The sequence below is a fragment of the Rossellomorea sp. GAMAL-10_SWC genome (genome assembly GCF_049568075.1).
Lineage (GTDB): Bacteria > Bacillota > Bacilli > Bacillales > Bacillaceae_G > Gottfriedia.
In genome coordinates this window covers 1,213,939-1,238,672 of record NZ_CP144911.1, presented here as the reverse complement: position 1 = coordinate 1,238,672, position 24,734 = coordinate 1,213,939, and the positions used below count along the sequence as shown (strand labels likewise).

Sequence of the window (24,734 nt, the reverse complement as noted above, 5' to 3'; positions counted from 1 at the left end):
TTACACCTCCATTGTGTTGATTCTTTTTGCGATAATGTTCAAGACAAAAACACATAGCAACACAAGTATGATTGTAAAAATTATGATTGGACTATCTGAAGAAATAAAGCCTGCCACTATGTTACTAAGCAAAGAGCAAAGCAAGACTGAGGATATAATCGTAGTTGTTATAGACTTCTTAATAAATCCGATTGCCATGGAAATGACACCAACACTTATTGCAGAAATTGACATATATAGTGTAAGTTTAATGCCCCTTTTTATGATATCAAAAGTTATGTTTCCTTCAACCAAATGGTAAATAGATTCACTAATACCAAAAATGATGTATATGCATATACTTGTTACGATCATTGCAGTTGTCACAAAAAGTGAAACGAATATGATCTTCACAAAAAAAACTTTGCTTCTGCTAATTGGATAAGAAAATAGTAATATTGTCCGTTTACCTGAATATTCTTCAATTACAATTTTTGAAAACATTGCAGATGATAACAAACTGAAGGCGAACATACATACTGTACTAAATAAAGGAATAATTCTTTCATATCCTGCAAACATTTTCATGTCCGGGTCTGTTGGTTCAATCCTAGGCGCAAAGGCGAATAGATAGATTATTCCTAACAGAAAGATTCCAATCATAAAGGCTGAGTAAATATAGGAACGAATATTTACCTTTTTTAATTCAAGTTTCATTAAATTAAACATTTTGTTTCATCCCTCCATTGACAATATTAAAAAAATATTCTTCTAATCCATTTGTTAATTCACTTTTATTAGAAGATAGTTCTATTTCTTTAATAATACTTCCATCAACGATAATTCCTACCACATCTGAGATATGTTCAATTTCACTTAAAATATGACTAGAAACAATGATCGTCATACTAAATTCTTTTACAAGGTATAGAAAAAGCTCCCTAATTTCTCGTATTCCAACCGGATCTAGCCCATTGATTGGTTCATCTAATATTAAAAGTCTTGGGCGATGGATAATAGCTCTTGCGATTCCTAATCGCTGACGCATACCTAAAGAAAATTGAGAAACAGGTTGATTGCCTATATCCCTTAACCCAACTATATCTAATGTTTTTTTTATATTCATATCACGAATCCCCAAATAGGAAAGATGTATTTCTAAATTTTCTGTAGCAGATAAATGTTCATAAAAAATTGGATTTTCTATAATGCTTCCTACGTTCGTTAATATGTATTTTTTATTCACCTGAATATCCTTACCAAAAATTTCGATGTGTCCGACAGTTGGGTGAAGTAACCCTATAAGCATTTTTAAAATTGTCGTTTTTCCAGCGCCATTTACACCCAATAGCCCATAAACACTTCCTTTTGGAACAGTCATATTACAATCTCTAATAACCTCTTTTTTATTAAAGGTCTTTACTAATTTCGAAATTTTGACAGCGTATTCATAATCCATATCTAAATCTCCCCTTTTTACATACATATATATGTATGTATTTATATAATAGTAAACTGCCAAATAAATGGCAGTCACTTTAGATATTTAAAATTTTTTTATGAACCATTACAAGGGTATCAATTATTTGGTCATCAATTACTGGAAGTCCAATACTATTAAATAAATCTTGTAAATGTTTTGCTTTGAATAGATATTCTTCATTATCTACTGAAAAGATAATAGGACTTAACCATATATTGGTTAGCAACATAAAAGTTTCAGCAGTCTGCTTTGGATATTGAACAGAAATAGACCCGTCTATTACCCCTTCTTCGATGAAGGCAAGAATATCAGGAGCTCCTGAATTGACACACTCAATTAATTGCTTGGCAATCATTTTTGGATTGTTTAGGATCTTTGGTATCGTTTTAATGGCTTCTAATTGTCCAATATTTTCAAATGACATTAAAAATGCCATTCTCAACTTTTCCAGTCCGTTTAATCCAGCAATTTTTTTGGCTTCTATGAATGGGTCGTTTTCAGTTGCAAGTCGGTTGAGAACAGCTTCTATAATATCCTCTTTCGATTTAAAATGATGGTAAAATGCACCTCGAGTTAAATCGCCTATATCATCTACTATATCCTGTATAGTAGTTTGCTCCCATCCCTTTTCTAAAAATAACTTTGTTGCTGTATCCAAAATTTTTTTTTCTGTTATTTCTGGATATTTATTTCTAGGCAAAATGATATTCTCCTTACATACATTTATATGTATGTATAATACCTTTATTTTATGAAAATGTAAAGTATTACCAAAATTAAATTTGATACATTTTGTTCAATAAAAATTCACCGCTCAAAAAAGCTGTTCTCTTTAAGGCAACTAAAAAATTAGTTAACTGCAGGATCTATCTACTATTCGGGCTATCATATTATTGTACCGTTTTTCCTTTAGGTACACTTTTATTTCCAGCTTTATCAATTGCATATACTTGTAGGATACTCCCCTTATCTGTTTAGCGATATTTACACTGAATGTACCCGTGCTTGTGGCTGTCGCTTTTCCAATAAGGTTCTTTCCATTGTATATGTATATAACTAAGTTGCTTTCCGATTTTCCAGTTACCTTTGTTGTAGTTGAAGTTACTTTGTCAACTTTTGATATAACTGCTGGTGTTTTATCAATCACGGTTTTTGTAGTTGATAAACTACAATTACCTGCACTGTCAGAAGCATAAATTGTTAACACTGTACCTGCACGTTGTTTTGCAATAATTCCCACACTAAAATACCTTTTGAATCTGTTTCTCCTATACCGATTAATTTAGTTCCACTATAAATCATAATGACTGAATTATTAAACTATCAATTTGTTCATTAAAAAATCAAAAAAATAACAAAAACGACAGCCTCCATTATTTTGGAGACTGCCGTTTTCTACTTTAAAACCCATTTATATCGCGAATTAAATTATATGCATCTGGTGTCCCAATACCTGAAGCCATATCATAGCCAGATGTAGCCGGATAGTACAAGTTTGTTCCAGACGTAATATCATGATATGCTGCATATTTGTGAGTTGTATTAAAGACTTGATAAAGAGTTGGATTTGCTTGACCGAGGTTGCCTTTGCCATTTGCTTGTGCAAATTGATTATTGAGTGCAGCGATTCCAGCCCATAATGGTGCGGCAGCTGATGTTCCACCAACTACATGCCAAGCACCTCCAGTATAGATTGAATATCCGGTGTTAGGGTCGGCAGCTGCCGAAACATCTGGAACCTCTCTTTTTCCATTCGAATAACTGTTTTGGACACCAGGGCCTGATTGGAATGACGGCATAGCATAAACTTTAGATAACCCTCCACCGTCACCTGATTTGGTTGTTTTGTTACTCCAAACGGATTCTGAACTGTATGAAGTACCGCTTATATTCAGGTGAGTTCCACCAACGCCAGTCACATACGGGTCATTTGCGGGACTATCGACCTCTAAAGTTCTACCTCCGGAATCGTAGGCACCATTGTCTCCAGACGCAGCAAAAATACTTTGTCCTTGGGCAGCAAATTGTTGGAATATGGTATGTAAGCTATTCATCGTCGCAGTTGCTTCATGCTGCTCTCCGATTCCCCAGCTAACAGAAATTGACTTTGCTTTATTATCAGAGGCAATTTTTTGATAAGTATCAATTAAGCCTTGGGCGCTATTTGGCCCTTCGTATACAACCACTTGTGCTTTTGGCGCAATTGCATTGATTACCTCAATATCAAGTTCAACTTCGATTGCACCTTGCCCGGCAGCACCACTATAACCATCAATATATACATTTGTTGGTGCAGCGCTACCTAGGCCATAGTAGTTGTTATAGGTACTAATGTTCGTTGCTTTATATCCGTCCAACTCCATGACTGCTACAGTTTGGCCAGATCCAGTATATCCGGCAGTTGCCAATGGGTTGACATCGTAAGCACCTTTTAATTCAGACGGTGTATAACCGCCAGCTGGACCACTGCCCACTTTCGGTGTCACTGCTTTATTCTGTAGAGATGAACTATTAATTTTCGAATGTGTATAATGTGGTTCATTATTCAGACCTTCAACGTTCGTAATCACACCAGAAAATTCAGCCTTAATGGAAGGGGCTTGATCATTGGCATAATAGGTTTCACCATTTGAATCTTTATAGTTATTTATAGATACACCAAAAGTATCCTCCATTTGACCAATTGTGCCACTGACGGTAATAAAGGCATTATTGGAAGAAACATTTTCGACTTTAAAGCCTTGGCTTGTCAAATAACTTTTAACATTGGCAACAGTTGTATCAGTTGGTCCATATTGATTTTTAAATTCGTCGGGAGTTAAGTATTTCTTGTAGTTGATGGAGTTAGGGTTTTTTAAGCTGGCAATATAATTATCCAGTTTATCGCTGTTTCTTAGCTGAAGGGCAATGGTTATAGAAGCTTTGGAGTTACGGTTTGTGTGACCAATGAAAGTGCCGTGATTTGCAGCGGTTGGAACTGCCTGAATAAGTTGTACATGTTTGGAAGCTGCGGCAAAAGTTGAGCCTCCTGGGAAATACATCGATAATGTTAACAATGAAGCAACAGTCGGTACTAATAATTTTCGGTTTCTTATTTTCATCCTTATACCTCTCCTTAGTTCCTAAATAAGATCTTACCAACAATCTAGAAATCAAAAGACGATTTGAGGTTACCCGACTACCATGAAATTAAAATTCCCAGTCATTCCTTTTGGCGATCGGCTTCGGGTTATGTATCACCTTCTTTCAATAATACAATTTTACATTTATCATATATTTTTGTTATGTAAATGTTTATGATTTGAGTTTGACGTAAAAATTAGAATCTCCTGCAAAATCCATTTTTTTTAATTGAATTATAAAGAATCTTAAAGAATCTTAAAGTAACTAAACTCCCAGATAATTGTCGTACAAAGAAAAAAAGAGTTATTTTTAGCAACTCTTTTAAACTTTTTCTTATCAAAACCTCTTTTTTCTCACTCATGAATCCAATATGAGTAATAAATATATTACGAATATTCCTAAATAGTTTTAAGTTACCATTCTCTAGAATAGAATTAATTTAAAGATGCCCTCACCTGATTTTTCGTGTCATTTTAGCTAACTGTTTTCCATTAAGTTTCATTAGTTCATTTTGAAGAAACTATAATGATAGAAGGTGATCTATTTTATGAGTCATTTCTTATTAAGTAGACTTGGCAACTGGAAAATACAAATTCATTGCCATCCTGGTATTAGAACAGTTGGGAATGAGCGAGAAGTGCTTTTACTCGATGAAGAACATGAAAAAATTGCACATTTTTCAATTGATACAAAGGGCTCCTTTTTAATACTACAAACCCCTTGGGGTGGTTATGTAAAAATTAAAGAAGGCTACCAAACAATCGTTGTACATATTCCGTATGAAGAAGATACAGAGGAATAGTTGAATGAAATAATGGCTTTATTAATAATTGCATAGTTTATAAAGAAAAAAGAGTGTGCCATTTTGCACACTCTTTCCTTATTATTTACGTAATGTTAAAAATTCTAATTGTCTTAATCTTACTGTGAAGAATGTAATCGGATCGAAGTAAATACTTGGATTAGATTTCATATCTTCTAAAGTTTGATTATAGTTAGCAATTGCAACTCTTGTTTCATCAACTAGTTCATGGATTTGCTCAAATGGAGCATGTAGGAACATTGATAAATCTCTTGGTAAAGTTTTTTCAAACATTTCAAATTGTAGGAAAAACTTCATTGATAATTCTGATGTTACATCATCATAGTTGACATTATCAACATACTTTTGATATTGAGCAACAAGCTTCGATTTATTTTGTGGTAGTAAACCTAATAAGATACCTGAGCTCTTTAAGATAAATTGAGATGGTGATGAATTTAATAAAATATTCATGTCATCTAGCTGAGTCATAGAAGTCATTCGATCAGCATCACGGCGCCAGTCATCTAATACTTTAAAATCACACTCAAGATTTAAATATTCATTTCCAATGTACTCATTTAAAGAATCACTCATTTCAGTTAAGTAACCTTGAGTACCTTCTAATAAAACACCTGATTCTCTAATCCAATTTTGAAGAGCATCATTTAGTTTCGGTAAAGTATTCTCTCTTACATACTCACCAATTCGAAGATTCATCTCTTCGTTAATCGTTTCAAGAATTGTACCGAAATCACTATCTTCTTTAATTAATTCTTTACATTCTTTGAGTAGACCAGGAATACTTAGTTTCAGGTCATATTTTAATTCGTCTTTTAATTCACGATACGAGCTTTTAATTGTATTTAAATGTTCCATTTCTTTATCTTTTAAAGAATGTAATAGACCATTTAATTTGTCATCAAGAACTTCATTCCATTCAACATTAGCACGTAATTCGTCTTCTTTCTCAACTCGTTTTTCTAATAAGAAATTAATTAATTTGCGAATAGCTAATAATAATTTCTCTGTTTGTTTAGAATTTGCTTCAGTTGAAAGAACGTTATCCTCTATAAATAATTCTAAATCTTTAAATTGATCGTGATTACTATAAATTGAAGAATAAGGTAATACTTTAGCGCTAGGGAAATCCAGATTAACTTTCGCTTGGATTTCAGCGCGAACTCGATCAATTTCTTCTTTACTATAAATAGAATCCATCTTATTTAAAATAAAGTGAATCGGTAGAGTTGGTAATTCTTTATGAATTTTAACTAGTAAAGATCGTTCGTTTTCTGTATAAGGTGCAGTAGCATTTAAAACATAAACAAGTCGATCTGCAAGTTTTACAGACTGAAATAATGCTTTTGTATTAACCTGGTTTCCATCAATTCCAGGTGTGTCAATGATTGATAGGCGATGCTTTTCTAAAAATGAATTTGGTAATTTATAATATACTAATTCATCACCTTTTAACAGATTATTTTCAACTGTTGTTAAATCGTAAAAATCTGCAAATTCAGCAAGCTTTGTATTTCCTTCCTTCGAAAATACGCTAATATTTGAATCATTATCTTGTTCAAATAATACAGGCATTGTAGTAGAAGAACCCATCATTTTCTCACCTAAAAGTGAGTTTACAAATGAAGATTTACCGTTACCTGATGTACCAGCAACAAGCATTGTTGTATTTTCAAATTGAGTTAATTTACTTGTCCACCACTCAAATCGGTCTCCAACTTCTATTTCATTTAAAGCAGACCATTGTAAAATGTTTTCAAATAATTCTTTTCCAATTTCGAAGCAATCAGGCGTTTTTAATAATTGTTCAAATGCCATTTCTGCGTCAGCAACAATTTGATAATCAATACGGCCTGGGAATAATCGATCCCATGCAAGTGTTGCAGTCGTTGCTAAAACTGCTCCTTTTAAATCGGTAATACGTAACCAATTCGTTAAGAAGCTTGGCATCATTTCCTCAAGTTGAGCTACAAAATAATCACCTTCAACTAATTCTTCGTATGACATTGAATAGATTGATGGCAAACGATTCCACTTCACACCTGTCTCAACATTGATTTGGAATAACATATCATTAAATGTTTGTAACCAATTTACATAAACTGATTGTTCTCTGTAACTATTCCAAAGTGCTTCTACCATTAATTCAAAGTGCTCAAGATTGACTTTAGCCATTGATAGTAACGGTTGCACAAAGTAACTTGGTGCCATTTCTTTTGTTACACCATTTATAATGTATTCTCTTAATACAATAAACCATTTTAAATCTTCTGTACGAATTGATTCATCTGAAGCTAGCGCTACAGCACTAGTCCAATCATGATTTTTTTCATAAAAATTACGTGCAATTCTCGTTACATTTGGATAATCAGGATTATATTTTACTGCTTCTTTAATAATACGATCTGCTTCCTCGTATTTTGAAATATCGATATAAAGAGAGAATAAATTTAAGAATATTTCAGATGTCAAAGTACTACTATCTGTTTTAACTTCTTTATATAGCTTTTCTGCTGTTTCATATGCACCAATTTCATAATAAGAATCAGCAATATTTTTCTTTGCCCAATCGCTTAACTGGTTTCCGACTTTTTCCCATTTGAAAACTGCAGATTCAAAATCTTTATTTTCAAAATAAACTTCACCTTGTGCAAATCGGATAGATGAAAGATCCATATCATCATTTTGTTCATTGTAAAGGTCAGCTAAAACTGCAATAGGATGGTAATTGTTTTCATTTTCATTTAAATACGATTTATAAAATTGTTTTTTAATAAATTGTTCTTTCACTTTCACTTTAACTTCTACTGTCATGTTATCACCTACTATGTATAATAAAATCAAATTAAGTCCAAAAATATGCCAAAAGGATTATGTTAAATTTATACAGCATTATTATTCTACCAAATTAGAGTAGCTGAAATTGTGACAATTCTATGTCATTTTCAAAAGATTTTTGTTATATTTGTTACGTTACATACAAAACATAGGTAAAAGAATATTTTTTTGGAGGCATTATGCTAACTTACGAAGAAAAACTAACAATTATTGAATCATTTCCAGAATTAACTAAAAAGCCAGTCTCACTTGGACGTACAAATTTTCAATACGAAGAAAGTTTAAAAGAAAAAAAGAATGTGGTATATCATTTACATCCTAATGGAAACGGCTTTGTATATGCTGAAGGTATTAAAGGGTACAAAACAAACGATAAAGGTATGGTAAATATAAGAGAATTTACTGAAGACGAACTTCGTAAAGTACTTACTAAATCAATTGAAAGCCTATCATTTGAACCTATTTTTGAAGAAGATGAAGAAGTTGAAGAAATCTGGGTTAATGCGAACGGACAAGTCCTTAAACTTGTTTCAGAAATGGACATGTGGAATGTTTACGCAGGAGAAAATCTTGATGGTACATTCAATAGCTACGGTGAAGCTTGTGAATATTTAGATGAAGAAGGATTTAATGTTCAAGACTAAACATCGTTAGAAAAAATTTAGAGCTTGGGAAATCCAAGCTCTTTTTTAATTGAATATATTAGTGTAATTCTGTTTGTGATTTACTACCTTTTTTAGAGCGATAGACATTTCCTTTTGTGTTGTCACCACTAGTAGGTGCTTGTCCATGAAGTTCAGGTGCGTTTTGATTTTTACTTCCTTTGCTGCCATTTTTACTTGTCATTTTGCTTCCTCCTAATACCATTTATCATAAATAGATTCCCATTTTAAATTAAAGATTATTCAAGGAATTTAAGCACATAATAATAAAAAAGGAGGGTTAAACATGGCAAAAGGACATACAAACAAAGGTCCACAGAAAAGTTCTGTAGATCAATTTGGACATTCAGAGGAATCTGCTTATTCGAAGAGTAAAAAAATGGAAGAGTTTCATAAGAAAAATACTGAAAAAGACAGCTAATAGAACTTTTAATTCTTTTAAATGTACTTGCTAATTTTCCTTCAACAAGTCATTATAAAAGTATGATTAAATTGGAGGAAACAAAATTTATGAGCGAAAATAACAATGAACCAAAAAAAGTTAGTCTTCAGGAATTAATGAAACAAAAGTTGGCTAGCAAAAAACAGCAAAATTCTAATCAAAATTCTGGAGTAAATGCTGTTAAAGATATGACGAAAAAGAATCAAATTTCTAAAAAGCCAAATAATCAACGCAAACGTATGGGTGTGTAATTAGAAAAAACGACTGAGGCAATCAGTCGTTTTTGATTTCACATTTTTATATGTCTTCTAAGAGATTTTGATTGCTATTATTTTCACCAAAGGTTAAAACTTCCTCTACTGGCTGATAAGATTCACCGTAAAAATGTGTATCCCTATATGTATGAATCATATTATATGTTTTTTTCATTGCTTTAAAAATCACCTCTTCACTTTCATTATTTGGTGACCAGTACAAAATCTCCATAGGGTTTATTTCTTGAGTTGCTAGTGATCGTCTGTTATATCCGATCGACTGAGCATGCTCAAAACCTTCTCTTTTATAAAAGCGAAGCCTTTTTTCTGTATCTGTATCTTCGTAATTAACTGGTTCAACCTCTAAAATAATCGGTTTGCCCTTCTTCTTTAGCTTTTCAAGCAATTTATACCCAAGACCCTGCCCACGGGCATCATTCGAAACGAACAAGTAATCGATAAAGACAAAATCATCTAGTTCCGCATACATTAAAACATGATGTGGACCTTCATCTTTATGGTAAATATCTGGTCTCTCTTTCAATAAAGTTTCCATATGTTCCCTTGATTTCATTTCTTCAACTGGAAAATACTGATTTAGTTTTTCATACCAATGCATTGATATTCTCCTTTTCTTACATGCAGTTTATAGCATCACACTAGACAAGTCATTATTTCATTTAACTCATTAGTAAATATCTATCCAAAAATAATTAGTAAGTCCTTTCAAATGAAGTATTTGAAGTATTAATACTTTTCATGCAAGAAAAAAAGTTCATTGATATGAAATTAACATTATTTCCTTAAGGAAACCCAATCTTCCGCTAACATTCCATAAACGATGTGATCTGCATAATGATCATACAACCATTCTGCATTCCTGATCCGACCTTCTTGAAAGAATCCTAACCTCTCAGGAATAGCACGACTTTTTGTATTTTCAACAGCAGCACGAATCTCGACCCGATTTAGCAATAGATCTGTTAATGCATAATTAACAAATGCATGACAAGCTTTGGACATTATGCCTGTACCTTCAAACCCCTTTCCTAGCCAATAACCGATACTTGTCGACTTATTTGACCAATCAATTTTATGGAACCCAATAACCCCAACAAGTTTTGAATTTGACCAAATACCAGCTTGAAATCCATTATTTTCAGCAAATTGTTTCATAGTTGATTTTATAAAATTCTCTGTATCCTCAGGTTTTTGATTATATGCTATTAATGGCAACCATTCTTTTAAATGTTCCATAGAATTGATTGTTAATTTGTATAACTCATCTGCATCTTGTAGAGTTAATAACTTTAATTGCAAGTTTTCTTCAATTTTATAACTAAACATAATCATTACTCCCTCAAAATTTGGTTTTTTTCAACCTAATTGCTGACTTCTTACTCAATAAAATCTCGGTCATTAATTGAACTAAGCTTTTCTGTCGGCAAATCATCAGGAACTCTTATAAAACGAGAATATAGTTCAGATCCTGTTTGAAGCTTTTTATCAAATAAATTAAAGCAATCGATTACTCTTATGAACTTCCATTCTACTGTTTCATCATATTGATTTAAGTATTCCACATCATTTTTTATTGCTACTTTTTCACCAATTAAATAAGCTTCTTCCTCTGAAGGTGCTTTTATAAGTAAAATGCTTTCCTCAAATGTCTTTTGTCCGTCACTACCGTAATCTTCATCGATTTTTTCTGGTGAAGGATTTCCTGATATTTTACATTCATATAACACTTTTACTGAAAACCATTCCCATTTATTTGATCTTTTTTTTCGTAATCTTTTTCTCATTTTTCCCCTCCAAATATATTACGATTTATAATAATACACTCGATTAATTATACCAGGTATATCCAATTTCTATTTCCGTACTTCCTCCCCGATTGTCTAAAACAAAAAAGACAGCTTTAAGCTGCCTTAGTCGAGTATGTCAACGATGTGATGGCCACGATCCTTGCATTTTTCTTATTTGAATAATTTGTCCGGTATGGTAAGCGTCATGTAGTAATAAATCCATTAATTTGACTTCAAAAGAATTTCTCATTAATTCCTCATCTGTCATATTACTCAATAGCTGTCTTAAACTACAACTAATATTTTCCAAACGTTCAACTACCCTCTTCCATTCATTTATATCATTCGATGGTTCAGTAAAAAAGAATGTTTGGTCCCCGTCTAGATTTTGTGTCCACTCTCTACCTTCTAAATTTGCTACAATCCTCTCTTTGTAATAAAGAAGATGATTAACGTTTTCCCAAATTGATTTAGTTGCTTCCCCTGATAGTCTCCAACCAGCTTGTTCAGCTGTAATTCCTACAATTGAATCTTTTAGTGGAGCAAACCAACTTTCCTTATCATATGTTTTGTCTAATACGTTTAAAAACATTTCTTTTCGATTCATAAAAATTCCCTCCTTTTTTAAGCTCTAATAATTTTAGAAATTACTTCTGTAAAGTCTCCTCATAACCATTAAACTTCATTAAAAAAGTTGGACTAAACTTGAACTAAATGATAACAATTGATTCATATAGAGGTCACCACTGTTTATTTATTCAACAAATGGATTTTTTTACCTTTTATTTTTTTATCTTTCTTATAACATTTGTATCTTTGGGATCAACCTTCTAGAAATTAGCCATAAATTCATCTATAAAAAGAAAAAAGGAGTCACAACCATGACTCACTTAGTAGCATTAACTTTTAACTTACAATATTAAGTACAAACATAACTAAAAACACACCAGAAAGTATACTAATTTTTTGAAACTTTGTTCGTTTTTCAAACCAGTTCCATTTTTGATTCTCTGTATTAAGTCCAAAATAAAACATCAAATAATCAATAGTACTCATTAATAAAGCCCCTAATACGACCCAAAAAAAATTTGACATTCAAATTCTCCCTTTATGCAAACGATAATTAGTAAAAAGTTTCTATTTTTCTTAATTATACATTAACGTTTGATATTTGTAATTTGGGGGAATTTCATCATTTTAAGAAAAATATCGCAAAAAAAACGATAAATAGTCAATTTATCGTCAATGTGTTGAAATAAAAGATAATCATAAAAGGCTCATGAGTTAGTTAATTAACAATTTCGTGTAAATTACTTACTCATAGATGGCTCATGAGTTAGTTAATTAGTAATTTGGTGTAAATTACTTACCCATAAAGGTTTCATGAGTTAGATTTAGCAATTTGGTGCAAATTACTTACCCATAACAGGTTCATGAGTTAGTTAATTATCAATTTGATGTAAATTACTTACTCATTAATGGCCTAACAGTTCAGTTTCCCCTTTTACTATTTGAAAAATAAACCTCATATCCTCTTCCAACATCTTTTATACTATGGGAATCAGACCCATACATTAACTCTATATTTAAGGAATTCGCAATTTCAACAACATGGTTTGGTGGATATGTTTCACCACAATACTCTTTAAATAATCCTGCAGTATTATAGTCTAAGATATAATTTTTTTCCTTTATTAGCTTTAATAGTTCAACTTGTTTATTTAGGATCTTTTCTGTATCATCACATTTCAAAAATTGTTTAAATTTATTGCATAATGTCATATGGCCGATTCTTTTTGGTTTAAACGGACCTAGATCATCAATGATTGACTGTTTTACTAAATCGTAATATGCGAGTTGAAATGCTTCTGCGCTACCATAGTAATGTACTAAACCAGAAAAAGTGTCTTCAGCTTTATAATCTATACAATGCCATCCATTTTTTCCTTCCAGGTAATGAACTGACAAAAGTCCTGTATCACAATATTTACCGTATTCTTTTAAAAAATCTTTAAACCATACTGATTCACTCGGTAAATAATCGTATTCAAATCCAATTTTTATACGAATTCTATCCTTATACTTGTCTCTAACTTTATACATTTGGTTAATATATTTGTCTACTTCATTTTCAGACATCGCAAGCGAAGCAACTGCTTCATTTGGCTTTAAGCAGTTTTGAAATGTTGATGGTACTGGTGAATGCTCAGTGATATGGTATTCATCAAATCCAAATTCAATTGCTTTTTCGATCATTAATTGTACGTCATCACCACTTCCGTGCGGACAATATTGTGTATGTGTGTGCCCATCAATTTTCAAGATTTTACTTTCTCCTTCCTATTTAATAAGCAATTGTTTATCTCTTCAAGTTTTATTCCTTTTTCCACCATTAAGACAACCGTGTGATAAACTAGATCACTAATCTCATAAATTAATTCTTCTGTTCCTTCATTTTTAGCTCCAATAATTACTTCGCTTGTCTCTTCACCTACTTTTTTCAAGATTTTATCAATACCTTGATTAAATAAATAGGTAGTATAAGATCCTTCAATCGGATTCTCTTTTCGATCTCGTATCGTTTCATAGAGATTAGGCAAATAGCTTAATGATTCATTTTGAACAATATTTTTTTCTTGCATTAAAGTTAGTTTTTCGGAAAAACAACTGTAGCTTCCTGTGTGGCATGCTACACCTACTTGTTCAACCTGTAGTAATATTGAGTCTTGATCACAATCATAAGAAATCGATTTAACATATTGAAGATTCCCCGATGTTTCTCCTTTTTTCCAAATAGACCTACGACTTCTACTATAAAATGTGGCAAATCCAGTATCGATTGTTAGTTTAATTGATTCATTATTCATATATGCCAACATTAATACTTCTTTCGTATTAATATCTTGTACAATTGCTGGTACTAACCCTTGTTCATTAAAGCGAATTTTTTCGATATCAAAAAACATGTTTTCTCCTCCTATAGTCGAACTGGAATATTTTTTTCATTTAAATAGTCTTTTAATTCACTAATTTTGATTTCTCCAAAATGGAATACTGATGCAGCTAAAACTCCATCGACATTTGCATATTCAATCGCATCATAAAAGTGTTCTACTTTTCCAGCGCCACCAGATGCGATAACCGGAACATTAACGGCATTTGTAATTTTTTGCAGCAATCGGATATCAAATCCTCTTTTCATACCATCTTCATCAATACTATTTAAGACAATTTCACCCGCTCCAAGTTCTACACCTTTCTTTGCCCAATCAATCGCATCCCATTCAGTCTCTTTCCGGCCACCATTTATAAACACTTTATAATTGCCATCTTTATTTAACTTTGCATCAATTGAAAGCACAACGCATTGCGATCCAAAACGATCAGATGCTTCCTTAATTAAATTCGGATTTAAAATTGCGGCAGAATTGATTGAGACTTTATCGGCTCCATTTCTTAATAGTTTCATAAAATCATCAATCGAACGTACTCCCCCTCCAACACTGAACGGAATACGCAATTCCTTCGCTACTTCTGAAACAAATTTCAATGATATATCTCTTTCTTCATTTGAGGCTGTAATATCATAAAATACTAGTTCGTCAGCACCATTATCACTATAATATTTTCCTAGTTTTGTAGGTGAGTCAACATCTTGAATACTTGAAAACTGTTTTCCTTTCACGACTCGTCCATTACGAACGTCTAAGCACGGTATAATTCTTCTTGCAAGCATTTAAGTGCCTCCTCAACTGTAAATTTTCCTTCATATAATGCTTTACCAGAAATCGCACCATAAATATTTAACTTACGAAGTGACTTCAGATCATTGATTGAGCTCACTCCACCTGAAGCGATAATATTTAAATTTGTTTCTTCAGCTAATCTTTTATATGCATCTAAATTTGGTCCACTTAACATGCCGTCCTTTGAAATATCAGTGTATACGACTGTTTTCACACCGAGTAGCTCTAACTTTTTACAAAATTCAAAGCTATCTTGATTTGTCGACTCTTCCCACCCATTTATGGCTACAAAACTGTCTTTTGCATCTACTCCTACAATGATTCGATCACCGTATTTTAAAACAGCTTGTTCTAAAAGTTGTCTATCATTTATTGCAGCTGTACCTAAAATTACTTTTTCTACACCTAATTCTAACCAAAATGAAATCGAATCAAGTGATCTTATTCCTCCACCTAACTGAATGTTTAAATTCGTATTTTGAACAATTTCTTTTATAATTGAAGCATTTTTCTTTTCTCCAGTTCTTGCTCCATCTAAATCAACAATATGCAATACTTTTGCACCTGCTTTTTCAAAATCTAACGCAACTTCGAATGGTGAACTCTTATATATTACTTTCTTATTAAAATCTCCTTGCTCTAAGCGAACGCAATTACCATCCTTTAAATCAATTGCTGGATATAGAATCATATAAACACATCTCCTTAAATGCTTTTAATAAATTTAGACCTGTTTCTGCACTTTTTTCAGGGTGAAATTGCATTCCGTAAATATTATCGGATTTAATAATTGCTGGAATCTTTACACCGTATTCAGAATAAGCTAAAAGCTCATCATTTGTTGAACTAATATAAAATGAGTGTACAAAATAGACATAATCGCCTTCATTTATATATTTTAATAATGATTCCTGTTTAGTAAAATTTAACTTATTCCAGCCCATATGTGGAACTTTTACAAAGTTAGGTATACGTTTTACCTGTCCTTTAATTAAGGCAAGCCCACTTGCCCCGAAATTTTCTTCACTAAATTCATATAGTAATTGCATTCCCAGGCAAATCCCTAAAATCGGAGTACCGGTTTTTGCTTTTGACTTTATACAATCTACTAAACCAAGTCGATTTAATTCGTTCATCGCTGCTTCATAAGCTCCAACACCTGGTAGAATAATAGAAGAAGCTTGCTCTATCACTTCAATTTCATTCGTAATGACTACAGGAAAATCAATTTCCTCACATGCTCTTTTTAATGAATCTAAATTACCAACACCATAATCAATAATAATATTCACTTATAACATTCCTTTCGTGGAAGGTAATTTAGTTGAAGTTACTTCAACTGCTTGTTTAACCGCTCTTCCAAATGCTTTAAATAAAGCTTCAATTTTGTGGTGATCATTTTCTCCATATAAAACTTCCATATGACAATTCATTCTTGCTTCAGAGCTTAATGATTTAAAAAATTCTTTAAAATTCTGTGTATCAATCATTCCAATACGTTCTCTTACTGTTCGATCATTATAAACAAGATACGGTCTTCCACTAAAATCGACGACAACTCTTGCTAACGTTTCATCCATTGGAATGTAGCATGAACCGTAACGATTAATGCCAATTTTTTCTTCTAAGGCAATTAATAAGGCTTTACCTAATGCGATACCAACATCTTCTGTTGTGTGATGATCATCTACTTCAAGATCACCCTCACAAAATACTTCTAAGTCTATTCCGCTATGGAATGAAAATAACGTTAACATATGGTCTAAAAAACCAATTCCAGTTTGAATGTTACTTTCTCCTTCACCATCTAAATTTAATTTCAAACGTATATTTGTTTCATTTGTTTGTCTTGTTATCACTGCAGTTCTCACTTTGAATCCTCCTCAAATCGAATACTAATTGCTTTACCGTGACCAAATAGTCCTTCTTCCTCTGCGATCAATTCAATATGTTTTCTTGCTTCACTTAAGGCAGCCTTATTGTAATAAACAACGGATGTTTTCTTTTGAAAATCATTTACATTTAATGGCGAGGTAAATCTTGCAGTTCCGCTAGTCGGTAATGTATGATTTGTTCCAGCAAAGTAATCGCCAACAGGCTCTGGAGTATAGTCTCCTAAAAAAATAGCACCAGCATTTTTAATTTTATGAACGATCGACTCTGAATTTTCTATCATTAGTTCAAGGTGTTCAGGCGCTAATTTATTAACAAGCTCAATACCTTCCTCGATTGTTTTAACGACGATAATGGCTCCATAATTTTCGAATGAGCTTTGAATAATTTCTTTTCTAGGTTGTTCTTCTAATAAGTTAGGTATTTCTTGCTGTATTTTTTGTGCAAACTCTTCTGAATTCGTAATCACAATACTAGATGCCATTTCATCATGCTCCGCCTGTGCCATTAAGTCAGCAGCAATAAATCTCGGATTGGCTGTTTCATCTGCTAATATGACAACCTCAGTTGGTCCTGCAACCATATCAATTCCTACTATGCCTGAAACACTTTTCTTAGCAAGCGCCACATAAATATTGCCAGGACCAACTATTTTATCTACTTTTTCAATTGTTTCAGTTCCATACGCAAGTGCTCCTATCGCTTGCGCACCACCGATTTTTAATACTTTTGTAACACCCGCTAATTTCGCAGCTACTAGAATGGAAGGCTTAATTTTTCCTTCTTTATTTGGTGGCGTTACAATGACAATTTCATTCACCCCTGCTATTTTTGCAGGAATCACATTCATTAAAACTGTTGATGGGTATGCCGCTTTTCCACCTGGGATATACACACCCACTCTTTCAATCGAATTAATTAATTGTTGAACATATGAATTTTTTTCATTTATTTTATAACCATCTTGCAATTGTTTTTCATGATATGTCTCTATATTTTTCTTAGCTTCAATTAATGCATTTATTAAGTTTTCATCAGTTTGTTCTAGGGCTTCATTAAACTCATCTTCACTAACTTCAAAGCTTTTTAGTTTCACCTCATCATAAATTAAAGAATACTGACGTACAGCTTCATCACCATTTTCTTTCACATTTAATAAAATCTTTTCTACGCTTTTTGTAATCTCAACAGTAGGTAAATTCGTTCGACTTATAATACTTTCAAGTTTTTCGCTTTTTTGATTAATCGATAAAATTTCCAGCATATATGTTCCTACCCTTCTTAATTTTTTCTATAAATTCAGTAATACGGAAATAGTTAAATCGATAACTTACACGATTTGAAATCACTCTAGCACTGATTGGAATCATTTCTTCTAAGATGACTAATCCATTTGCCTTTAAGGTACTTCCTGTTTCTACTAAATCAACAATAATATCTGACATGCCTACGATTGGTGCTAATTCAACTGAACCGTTTAAATAAATAAGTTCAATATTTTGCCTAAACTGAAAATACTTTGAAGTAATATTTGGATATTTTGTCGCAACTCTTAATGTTTCATCACCTCGATCAATTAACGTTCCTGGAAAACCCGCTGCTGCAAAAATGCATTTTCCAAGTTCTAAATCCATCAACTCATAGACATCTTTCTCTTGTTCTAGCAGAATGTCTTTTCCTACAAAACCAAGATCGCAAACTCCTCGTTCAACATATGTAGCGACATCTACAGGTTTCACGACTAAATATTTAATTTTATTTAATTCATCTTCAAAAATTAGTTTTCTAGTTTTAGAATCAATTACTTTTCGATAACCAGACTGACTTAATATTTTAATAACTTCATCTTCAAGTCTTCCTTTTGCAACTGCAACTGTTAGCCAACTCACTTTACATCCCTCATTTGACATGTTATCCAAGCATTTGTATCAATCGAAAATCCGATCGCATCAATACTGTTTTCCGAATCTTCAGACACCAGAAGATAGCGTCCTCCACTTAAAACCTCTTTATTTAACTGATCATAATACCCTTTAAAAACAATTCCGTCATAATAATCAAATTCATTTACGATTGATAAATCAAGAAGAATATTTGGACTAATTTCTTGAAATTTGATTACCTTTTCAACAGCATTTTCCATTTCATTATTTAATACTAAGCTTCTAAGTAATGCATGAAGCTTTTCTCCCTTACCTTGTAAACTAAATAACTGTTCAAAAACATTTCTAGCTTGAAACGGTAAATTAATTGACTGAATAAAACGTTCTAATTCATCTATGTTTTTTAAATAAATTAGCTTTTTCAATTTGTTTTTTTGCGACTCGGTTAAATTACATTCCTTAAATAATCCTTCGATAAACCCTGTATGCCCGATTTCTAAAATAAAAGGAACTTTGCTTAATAAATCAATTGCCATAATAACTACTTCTATTTCAGATGCTTCAGTAATTTGCCCTAAATTTTCAATACCAAATTGATTAATTTCTTCAAGCTCTAGCCCATTATTTCGATAGATTGATGATTGATAAAATACTTTACATTTCTCTTCCTTCAGCGCGATTGGATAAATTTCTTTCATCAATGCACTGGTTAAATCAGGTCTTAACAAGAAAATTTGCTGTAAACGTGTTAAAACAACAACTAAGTCTTCTCTAGCTAATCTTGGGTTTCGACTTGAAAATGAATCATATTCTTCAAATAGCTGAGGATAAAACGGAATATATCCTCGCTCCAGTGCATAATCTTCCATTTTTCTTTTATATCGATAATTAACTAATGACTGCTTTAATTTCCCATCCAATTGAACATTCCCCCTTCTAGAAAAAACAAAAAGGCCATACAGGTTAAATGCCTGTATGGCCTTCTGGCACGACACAAGCACCTTTTTCGTAACACGAAGAGGGCTTGCATCTACGGTCAATTTTTGTCCATAGATTCAAACCCTGGGTGGATGATGATGTTGTAGCCCATTATTCGTGCGTGCGAAAAACATGTTCATGTCTCCTTTTTCGTTTTATTTTTATTCATCTTAATGAATTTGATATAAGTTGTCAATGCCTTTTGAAAAATAAAAATTTTGAAAGGGTTTACATTAGGATTTTTTAATTTTTTTGAATCTATTTAACTAAAATGCGTTTTAATCTAATCAAATGTCTCTGTTATAGGAAAATATTGAACTAATTTCTTATCTAGTAAAGACATAATAAATAACATAAAACCAACTAAAAAAACCGTGAATTATTGCCCAAAGTACTGATTTATGAATACTCCAAGATATTGTAATGGCTAAAGCAGAACCGAAAGTAATAACACTTTTTGAACCAACTGGAACATTATGTCTTTTTTCTGACCTTACTTTCATACCTCATTCCCCATTTCCACAAAAGCTATATTTGTTAATATTTATTCTTCAGTGAAAAGTTTATTCTCTTCAAGTATTAATATCAGTAATTGCAATACAACTAACCTGCCAGTTGTTGCACTACTTATGTATCCGTTTGTATTATCATGGCATCCAGCTTTTTCTTGTTGATTATCGTAAATAATTAAATATCAAAAGAAAATGTTTCTTTTAATCCTCTTTTTCCTTCAAAAGTTATTTTTATAGCTCTTGTTTTTGGCATACGTTGAATCCAATTTAATTCTAGAAACCTTTCTAAAAGAGCATTTCCCAATGCTCCACCAAGGTGATATCTTCTTTCACTCCAATCTAAACATCTATGTGAAAATGATCGACGCTTTTTCTTAATTTTTTCAAGATCAATTTGAAAATCAGTAAAGAATTTCTCACCTCTTTCCGTAACAATAAACCCTTGATTTTCTTCATTGATAACTCCCAAATTAACTAAAGAATCAGTTAATAGTACCCCAAACTTACCAGCAGGATGATCGTAACACGTTCTTGCAAAACGTATTGCTGTATTTTCTGAAGCTTGTTTTAAAGACCTAATTTCAACTGGAGGGGCTATTGATAATAATGTCTCCAATATTTGAGCAACTTCCTGATTTCGAATACCGTAGTAACGATGTCTTCCTTGTTTTTCTACGCTAACTAATTTCGCATCGACCAATTTTGCTAAATGAAAACTAGCCGTTTGTGGTTTTATGCCAGCCATATATGCCAGTTCGCTAGCAGGATGAAATCTACCATCTAAAAGGACAGTTAATATTGCGGCACGTGAAGTTTCACTTACAAGCGAAGCAACCACTGCTACATTAGGATTTGCATTCATTACAATTCTCCTTCCACTATGTAATCCATATTTCGATGATAATTGAACTATTTATATTCTACAATAAATTTTGAAGTACATAATTATTAGGAGGAAAAAAATGAATCATTTTACAAATACAAAGTTGATTAAACCTAAAATTCTATACTATGGAACACCTGTAATTTTACTAAATACATTGAATGAAGATGGGACAGTCAATATTAGCCCTATGTCTTCCTCATGGGCTTTAGGAGATTGCATAATATTAGGAATTGGACTTGGCGGGAAAGCTATTGAAAATTTACAACGATATCCTGAATGTGTAATCAATGTACCAAGCCCTTTATTATGGGAGAATGTTGAATTTTTAGCCCCTTATACAGGAAAAAATCCCGTTCCTGATTCTAAGAAAAATATAGGATTTACTTATGAAAAAGAAAAATACAATATTAGTAAATTAACTGCTACAGAGTCAAATACCGTAAAACCTACACGAATAACTGAATGCCCAATCCAAATCGAGGCAATTGTAAAACACATTCGTATACCTGAACATTCACCTGATTTTGCAATTGTTGAGACACATGTTTTACATGTACATGCTCATAATGAAATCATCATTGATGAAAATCATATTGATCCAAATAAATGGAGTCCACTAATATACAATTTCCGTCATTATTACGGTCTTGGAAATAAGTTAGGTAAAACGTTTCGTTCGGAAATATAGTAAAAATTTAAATTTAAAAAGTCAGATTCCAACATGTGAGGAATCTGACTTCATTATTAATATTTTAAATGGGAAATAAACAATTATAAATCCTATTCTTTAACAAGTGCATGCTTTAGTTAAAAAACAAATTTCATTTTTATGTAAATATCATTTTTTCTGAACTGCAATTAATCCTTCTTTTTCTATGAATTCAACCCACTCTTCTCGTAATAACCCCATACGTATTGAGTCATAATATGTTCCATCATAGAAACGACATTTTCTTAATCTTGCTTCCATCGTCATTCCTAATTTTTCTCCAACCTTAATCATACGATGATTGCCAGACCATGTTGTGTATCCTACACGAACAAGAGGTAATGTATTAAATAGATGATTAATCCAAAGTTTAAGAGCTCTAGTACCAAAACCTCCACTCCAATAATTTGGATCATAAATACCAATTCCCATCTCAAGCCAATTAGATGGTTTATGTTCCCAATAGTAGCTAACCGTTCCAATAATATTTCCATCTACCTCAATAATCCATTTATCCTCTTGGTTTACAATAGTATTCTTAGTTTTTAAATAGTCATCAAAAGTAACAGCTTTGTGTTCAAAATATGGTGCATCCCATTTCTTCCACTCTGGTGAACTCTCTTTATACGTTAATGTCCAAAGTAAAAATAAATCTTCTTCATTAATAGGTCTAATTCGTAGTGGCAAATCGTTATTCAACCTTATTCCTCCACCTCTTACAAAGTCATTGTAATAGTTGATATTTGACTTATTCTAAATTCAATAACACCATCAAAAATTGCATATTAGTAATATTGAACTAAAGTATTTTGGTTCAGCATAAAATTCATTTAACACAATTGAGTCTTTTATTTTAAACGCTCGTGTAATTTTTTTATTTCTCCGGTTTGAGCAATGACGTTATTATTCAATTTTCTAACAGCATCAAACACTAAGAAAATACCAATAAAAATTATAAACCCAATTAGAGAACTCATCATTATATTTTATTCCTTCTTTCTTATAAATTATTTATATTTATCTTTTTAAATCTTCTGTTTGGTTAATTGTGTAGTAATAAAATGAAGTAATTTTACTTTATTCTTTTTTTTACATCCAATATAACTAAAGAAAAAACTTAGATAAGAAGTTTTTCAAGCTAATGGAACTTAGGCATGCGTTAGTTCATTATTATTCTAGTTTACTCTCTATCTCTTTTAGTTTTTTAAGGATTTTAGAAAGTAAAATAAGTACATGAATAGGAATTCCAATCGCAATACCCACAACGATTACCATTTTTCTTCTCTTTTTGTTTGTATTCGAAATTAATATTTAGATAGTTCATATTTATCCCCCGCTCCTTTATAAATACATATTCGACAAGCCTATTTTTCCATATATTGGAATTATTATGTTTTTTATTGATTTTGCCAATTAAATTTTGAATCCCCAAAAAAACTGCCTATTCATATGTAACCAAAAGGTGCCTATAGAACATACAAGTTACTATCGCACTTTAAAGTCCGTTCTTCTTTTCTTTAAAAATTTATTACATAATAGCAACTGTAGAGAATAGTTTCCTTAGATGACTTCGTTAATCACCTAATTACTACTCTCTAACAACATTATTTTAAATTTACTTCATGTTACATGAAGATATATATAGGAGGATTTATATGAAAGAGAAAAACTTATTTAAAGGAAAACTAGGTTTTGGAACTGCTCCACTAGGAAATATGTTCCGTAACATCCCAGATGAAGAAGCATTCGCAACTGTTGTAGCAGCTTGGGATCATGGCATTCGTTACTTTGATACAGCCCCACTCTATGGTGCAGGTCTAGCAGAATTGCGCCTTGGGGAAGTATTATCAAGATACAATCGTGATGAATATGTTTTAAGTACAAAAGTTGGACGTTTAATTCTTGATGAACTTGAAGACGTTTCTGCACGAGATTTAGGTGAAAAAGGTGGAGTTTTTGAATTTGGACGTAAGAATAAGATTGTGAATGATTATAGTGCTGACGCAACTTTACGTTCAATCGAACAAAGTTTATATCGTTTGAAAACTGATCATTTAGACATTGTCTATGTTCATGATATTGCACAAGATTTTTATGGCGACGAGTGGATCGCTCAGTTTGAAATTGCACGTACTGGTGCTTTCCGTGTACTTTCTCAATTACGAGAAGAAGGTGTTATTAAATCTTGGGGACTTGGTGTAAATAAAGTAGAACCAATCGAAATCGCATTAGAATTAGGTGAATACAAACCTGATGTTAGCTTATTAGCTGGTCGTTATACACTTTTAGATCATGATCGTGCGCTTCAACGATTAATGCCCGAAGCTGCTAAACAAAATGTTGATATTATCGTTGGTGGTCCTTATAGCTCAGGTATTTTAGCTGGAGGAACTCACTTCGAATATCAAAAAGCATCACCTGAAATTATCGCGAAAGTTGAGAAAATTAAAGGAATTGCTAAGAGGCATGGTATCAGTGTGAAAGCTGCAGCTCTTCAATTTTCAATATCAAATCCAGCAGTTGCAACAATCATTCCTGGTGCAAGTAAACCAGAGCGAATTGCCGAAGACCAAGCTGCATTAAATGAAGTAATTCCAGCTGCATTCTGGCACGAAATGAGAGATCAAAAACTAGTTGCAGAAAATGCACCATTACCAATTGACTTTAAATAATAACTATATTAAAGGAGCAAATAAATTAAAGGAGCAAATAAAT

General features: G+C 32.2%; 30 protein-coding genes. 6 read left to right on the top strand and 24 right to left on the bottom strand.

What is annotated here, in order from left to right; genetic code table 11:
* The 5 genes from V5E38_RS05930 to V5E38_RS05910 form a co-directional block, all read right to left on the bottom strand.
* Nucleotides 1-708: an ABC transporter permease gene (locus tag V5E38_RS05930; RefSeq protein WP_499212523.1), complete on the bottom strand. Its 708-nt coding sequence runs from the start codon at nt 706-708 to the stop codon at nt 1-3.
* Nucleotides 701-1,438, bottom strand: a complete 738-nt coding sequence (locus V5E38_RS05925; RefSeq protein WP_499212522.1) for a P-loop NTPase family protein — start codon at nt 1,436-1,438, stop codon at nt 701-703. Before V5E38_RS05925 ends, V5E38_RS05930 begins: the two co-directional genes overlap by 8 nt.
* Nucleotides 1,439-1,517: 79 nt before the next feature.
* Complete coding sequence (locus V5E38_RS05920) at nt 1,518-2,162, bottom strand: TetR/AcrR family transcriptional regulator (RefSeq protein WP_499212521.1); 645 nt, start codon at nt 2,160-2,162, stop codon at nt 1,518-1,520.
* 153 nt (nt 2,163-2,315) lie between these two features.
* Nucleotides 2,316-2,702 carry an Ig-like domain-containing protein gene (locus tag V5E38_RS05915; RefSeq protein WP_499212520.1) on the bottom strand — a complete coding sequence of 129 codons (387 nt, stop codon included), beginning with the start codon at nt 2,700-2,702 and terminating at the stop codon, nt 2,316-2,318.
* A gap of 160 nt (nt 2,703-2,862) precedes the next feature.
* Nucleotides 2,863-4,503, bottom strand: a complete 1,641-nt coding sequence (locus tag V5E38_RS05910) for a S53 family peptidase (protein ID WP_499213518.1) — start codon at nt 4,501-4,503, stop codon at nt 2,863-2,865.
* 629 nt (nt 4,504-5,132) lie between these two features.
* Here V5E38_RS05910 and V5E38_RS05905 point away from each other — a divergent pair.
* On the top strand, nt 5,133-5,387 hold the full coding sequence (locus V5E38_RS05905) for a hypothetical protein (protein ID WP_097978664.1): 255 nt from the start codon (nt 5,133-5,135) through the stop codon (nt 5,385-5,387).
* Nucleotides 5,388-5,468: 81 nt separating this feature from the next.
* Here the strand turns inward: V5E38_RS05905 and V5E38_RS05900 are convergent, their stop codons facing one another.
* Entirely contained in the window at nt 5,469-8,222 is a 2,754-nt protein-coding gene (locus tag V5E38_RS05900; RefSeq protein WP_499212519.1) for a dynamin family protein, read from the bottom strand.
* A 203-nt stretch (nt 8,223-8,425) separates the two neighbouring features.
* On the opposite strand from V5E38_RS05900, the gene V5E38_RS05895 reads away from it, so the two are divergent.
* The gene (locus V5E38_RS05895; protein ID WP_499212518.1) at nt 8,426-8,890 is read left to right on the top strand and encodes a hypothetical protein; all 465 of its coding nucleotides are present in this window, start codon (nt 8,426-8,428) and stop codon (nt 8,888-8,890) included.
* 58 nt (nt 8,891-8,948) lie between these two features.
* Here the strand turns inward: V5E38_RS05895 and V5E38_RS05890 are convergent, their stop codons facing one another.
* Nucleotides 8,949-9,092 carry an imidazoleglycerol-phosphate dehydratase gene (locus tag V5E38_RS05890; protein WP_097978661.1) on the bottom strand — a complete coding sequence of 48 codons (144 nt, stop codon included), beginning with the start codon at nt 9,090-9,092 and terminating at the stop codon, nt 8,949-8,951.
* A gap of 102 nt (nt 9,093-9,194) precedes the next feature.
* Here V5E38_RS05890 and V5E38_RS05885 point away from each other — a divergent pair, with 102 nt between their 5' ends.
* A complete protein-coding gene (locus tag V5E38_RS05885) occupies nt 9,195-9,329 on the top strand; it encodes a hypothetical protein (protein ID WP_286131686.1) in 135 nt (44 codons plus the stop codon).
* An 89-nt stretch (nt 9,330-9,418) separates the two neighbouring features.
* Nucleotides 9,419-9,601 carry a hypothetical protein gene (locus V5E38_RS05880; RefSeq protein ID WP_335413119.1) on the top strand — a complete coding sequence of 61 codons (183 nt, stop codon included), beginning with the start codon at nt 9,419-9,421 and terminating at the stop codon, nt 9,599-9,601.
* 46 nt (nt 9,602-9,647) lie between these two features.
* Here V5E38_RS05880 and V5E38_RS05875 read toward each other — a convergent pair whose 3' ends face one another.
* The 16 genes from V5E38_RS05875 to V5E38_RS05800 all read right to left on the bottom strand — a co-directional run bounded on the left by V5E38_RS05875 (nt 9,648) and on the right by V5E38_RS05800 (nt 21,286).
* The gene (locus V5E38_RS05875; RefSeq protein ID WP_499212517.1) at nt 9,648-10,223 is read right to left on the bottom strand and encodes a GNAT family N-acetyltransferase; all 576 of its coding nucleotides are present in this window, start codon (nt 10,221-10,223) and stop codon (nt 9,648-9,650) included.
* 176 nt (nt 10,224-10,399) lie between these two features.
* Complete coding sequence (locus tag V5E38_RS05870) at nt 10,400-10,951, bottom strand: GNAT family N-acetyltransferase (protein WP_499212516.1); 552 nt, start codon at nt 10,949-10,951, stop codon at nt 10,400-10,402.
* A gap of 50 nt (nt 10,952-11,001) precedes the next feature.
* Nucleotides 11,002-11,409, bottom strand: a complete 408-nt coding sequence (locus V5E38_RS05865; protein ID WP_499212515.1) for a DUF4288 domain-containing protein — start codon at nt 11,407-11,409, stop codon at nt 11,002-11,004.
* Between the two features lie 139 nt (nt 11,410-11,548).
* Complete coding sequence (locus tag V5E38_RS05860) at nt 11,549-12,019, bottom strand: DinB family protein (RefSeq protein WP_499212514.1); 471 nt, start codon at nt 12,017-12,019, stop codon at nt 11,549-11,551.
* 299 nt (nt 12,020-12,318) lie between these two features.
* A complete protein-coding gene (locus tag V5E38_RS05855) occupies nt 12,319-12,507 on the bottom strand; it encodes a hypothetical protein (RefSeq protein ID WP_097978656.1) in 189 nt (62 codons plus the stop codon).
* Nucleotides 12,508-12,903: 396 nt separating this feature from the next.
* A complete protein-coding gene (hisJ, locus tag V5E38_RS05850; protein ID WP_499212513.1) occupies nt 12,904-13,734 on the bottom strand; it encodes a PHP domain-containing protein in 831 nt (276 codons plus the stop codon).
* Nucleotides 13,731-14,378 (bottom strand): bifunctional phosphoribosyl-AMP cyclohydrolase/phosphoribosyl-ATP diphosphatase, encoded by a 648-nt coding sequence (hisIE, locus tag V5E38_RS05845; protein WP_499212512.1) that lies wholly within the window; start codon nt 14,376-14,378, stop codon nt 13,731-13,733. The genes hisJ and hisIE overlap by 4 nt, the downstream gene beginning before the upstream one ends.
* 11 nt (nt 14,379-14,389) lie before the next feature.
* Nucleotides 14,390-15,148 carry an imidazole glycerol phosphate synthase subunit HisF gene (gene hisF, locus V5E38_RS05840; protein WP_499212511.1) on the bottom strand — a complete coding sequence of 253 codons (759 nt, stop codon included), beginning with the start codon at nt 15,146-15,148 and terminating at the stop codon, nt 14,390-14,392.
* Nucleotides 15,118-15,849, bottom strand: a complete 732-nt coding sequence (gene hisA, locus V5E38_RS05835; protein ID WP_499212510.1) for a 1-(5-phosphoribosyl)-5-[(5-phosphoribosylamino)methylideneamino] imidazole-4-carboxamide isomerase — start codon at nt 15,847-15,849, stop codon at nt 15,118-15,120. The genes hisF and hisA overlap by 31 nt, the downstream gene beginning before the upstream one ends.
* Nucleotides 15,827-16,450, bottom strand: coding sequence for an imidazole glycerol phosphate synthase subunit HisH (hisH, locus tag V5E38_RS05830; protein WP_499212509.1), 624 nt, complete (start codon nt 16,448-16,450; stop codon nt 15,827-15,829). Before hisH ends, hisA begins: the two co-directional genes overlap by 23 nt.
* Nucleotides 16,451-17,029 carry an imidazoleglycerol-phosphate dehydratase gene (gene hisB / locus V5E38_RS05825; protein ID WP_499212508.1) on the bottom strand — a complete coding sequence of 193 codons (579 nt, stop codon included), beginning with the start codon at nt 17,027-17,029 and terminating at the stop codon, nt 16,451-16,453. It abuts the gene before it with no gap.
* Complete coding sequence (hisD, locus tag V5E38_RS05820; RefSeq protein ID WP_499213517.1) at nt 17,026-18,312, bottom strand: histidinol dehydrogenase; 1,287 nt, start codon at nt 18,310-18,312, stop codon at nt 17,026-17,028. Before hisD ends, hisB begins: the two co-directional genes overlap by 4 nt.
* Nucleotides 18,293-18,940, bottom strand: coding sequence for an ATP phosphoribosyltransferase (gene hisG, locus V5E38_RS05815; RefSeq protein WP_098426913.1), 648 nt, complete (start codon nt 18,938-18,940; stop codon nt 18,293-18,295). The genes hisD and hisG overlap by 20 nt, the downstream gene beginning before the upstream one ends.
* Nucleotides 18,937-19,854 carry an ATP phosphoribosyltransferase regulatory subunit gene (locus V5E38_RS05810; RefSeq protein ID WP_499212507.1) on the bottom strand — a complete coding sequence of 306 codons (918 nt, stop codon included), beginning with the start codon at nt 19,852-19,854 and terminating at the stop codon, nt 18,937-18,939. The genes hisG and V5E38_RS05810 overlap by 4 nt, the downstream gene beginning before the upstream one ends.
* A gap of 384 nt (nt 19,855-20,238) precedes the next feature.
* On the bottom strand, nt 20,239-20,415 hold the full coding sequence (locus V5E38_RS05805; protein WP_499212506.1) for a hypothetical protein: 177 nt from the start codon (nt 20,413-20,415) through the stop codon (nt 20,239-20,241).
* A 184-nt stretch (nt 20,416-20,599) separates the two neighbouring features.
* A complete protein-coding gene (locus V5E38_RS05800) occupies nt 20,600-21,286 on the bottom strand; it encodes an ArsR/SmtB family transcription factor (RefSeq protein ID WP_499212505.1) in 687 nt (228 codons plus the stop codon).
* 100 nt (nt 21,287-21,386) lie between these two features.
* Between V5E38_RS05800 and V5E38_RS05795 the strand changes: the two genes are divergently transcribed.
* Nucleotides 21,387-21,998, top strand: a complete 612-nt coding sequence (locus tag V5E38_RS05795) for a flavin reductase family protein (protein WP_499212504.1) — start codon at nt 21,387-21,389, stop codon at nt 21,996-21,998.
* A 150-nt stretch (nt 21,999-22,148) separates the two neighbouring features.
* Here the strand turns inward: V5E38_RS05795 and V5E38_RS05790 are convergent, their stop codons facing one another.
* On the bottom strand, nt 22,149-22,718 hold the full coding sequence (locus V5E38_RS05790) for a GNAT family N-acetyltransferase (protein WP_499212503.1): 570 nt from the start codon (nt 22,716-22,718) through the stop codon (nt 22,149-22,151).
* Between the two features lie 956 nt (nt 22,719-23,674).
* Between V5E38_RS05790 and V5E38_RS05785 the strand changes: the two genes are divergently transcribed.
* A complete protein-coding gene (locus V5E38_RS05785) occupies nt 23,675-24,691 on the top strand; it encodes an aldo/keto reductase (protein WP_499212502.1) in 1,017 nt (338 codons plus the stop codon).
* Nucleotides 24,692-24,734: the final 43 nt, after the last annotated feature.

Coding starts and splice junctions, on each gene's coding strand:
- V5E38_RS05895 (WP_499212518.1), top strand. CDS start 8,426: ATGCTAACTTACGAAGAAAAACTAACAATTATTGAATCATTTCCAGAA.
- hisA (WP_499212510.1), bottom strand. CDS start 15,849: ATGATTCTATATCCAGCAATTGATTTAAAGGATGGTAATTGCGTTCGC.
- V5E38_RS05925 (WP_499212522.1), bottom strand. CDS start 1,438: ATGGATTATGAATACGCTGTCAAAATTTCGAAATTAGTAAAGACCTTT.
- V5E38_RS05875 (WP_499212517.1), bottom strand. CDS start 10,223: ATGCATTGGTATGAAAAACTAAATCAGTATTTTCCAGTTGAAGAAATG.
- V5E38_RS05910 (WP_499213518.1), bottom strand. CDS start 4,503: ATGTATTTCCCAGGAGGCTCAACTTTTGCCGCAGCTTCCAAACATGTA.
- V5E38_RS05890 (WP_097978661.1), bottom strand. CDS start 9,092: ATGACAAGTAAAAATGGCAGCAAAGGAAGTAAAAATCAAAACGCACCT.
- V5E38_RS05880 (WP_335413119.1), top strand. CDS start 9,419: ATGAGCGAAAATAACAATGAACCAAAAAAAGTTAGTCTTCAGGAATTA.
- V5E38_RS05905 (WP_097978664.1), top strand. CDS start 5,133: ATGAGTCATTTCTTATTAAGTAGACTTGGCAACTGGAAAATACAAATT.
- hisIE (WP_499212512.1), bottom strand. CDS start 14,378: ATGTTTTTTGATATCGAAAAAATTCGCTTTAATGAACAAGGGTTAGTA.
- V5E38_RS05900 (WP_499212519.1), bottom strand. CDS start 8,222: ATGACAGTAGAAGTTAAAGTGAAAGTGAAAGAACAATTTATTAAAAAA.
- V5E38_RS05855 (WP_097978656.1), bottom strand. CDS start 12,507: ATGTCAAATTTTTTTTGGGTCGTATTAGGGGCTTTATTAATGAGTACT.
- V5E38_RS05865 (WP_499212515.1), bottom strand. CDS start 11,409: ATGAGAAAAAGATTACGAAAAAAAAGATCAAATAAATGGGAATGGTTT.
- V5E38_RS05805 (WP_499212506.1), bottom strand. CDS start 20,415: ATGAAAGTAAGGTCAGAAAAAAGACATAATGTTCCAGTTGGTTCAAAA.
- hisF (WP_499212511.1), bottom strand. CDS start 15,148: ATGCTTGCAAGAAGAATTATACCGTGCTTAGACGTTCGTAATGGACGA.
- V5E38_RS05870 (WP_499212516.1), bottom strand. CDS start 10,951: ATGTTTAGTTATAAAATTGAAGAAAACTTGCAATTAAAGTTATTAACT.
- V5E38_RS05800 (WP_499212505.1), bottom strand. CDS start 21,286: ATGAATGCAAATCCTAATGTAGCAGTGGTTGCTTCGCTTGTAAGTGAA.
- V5E38_RS05930 (WP_499212523.1), bottom strand. CDS start 708: ATGTTTAATTTAATGAAACTTGAATTAAAAAAGGTAAATATTCGTTCC.
- V5E38_RS05885 (WP_286131686.1), top strand. CDS start 9,195: ATGGCAAAAGGACATACAAACAAAGGTCCACAGAAAAGTTCTGTAGAT.
- V5E38_RS05860 (WP_499212514.1), bottom strand. CDS start 12,019: ATGAATCGAAAAGAAATGTTTTTAAACGTATTAGACAAAACATATGAT.
- V5E38_RS05785 (WP_499212502.1), top strand. CDS start 23,675: ATGAAAGAGAAAAACTTATTTAAAGGAAAACTAGGTTTTGGAACTGCT.
- V5E38_RS05795 (WP_499212504.1), top strand. CDS start 21,387: ATGAATCATTTTACAAATACAAAGTTGATTAAACCTAAAATTCTATAC.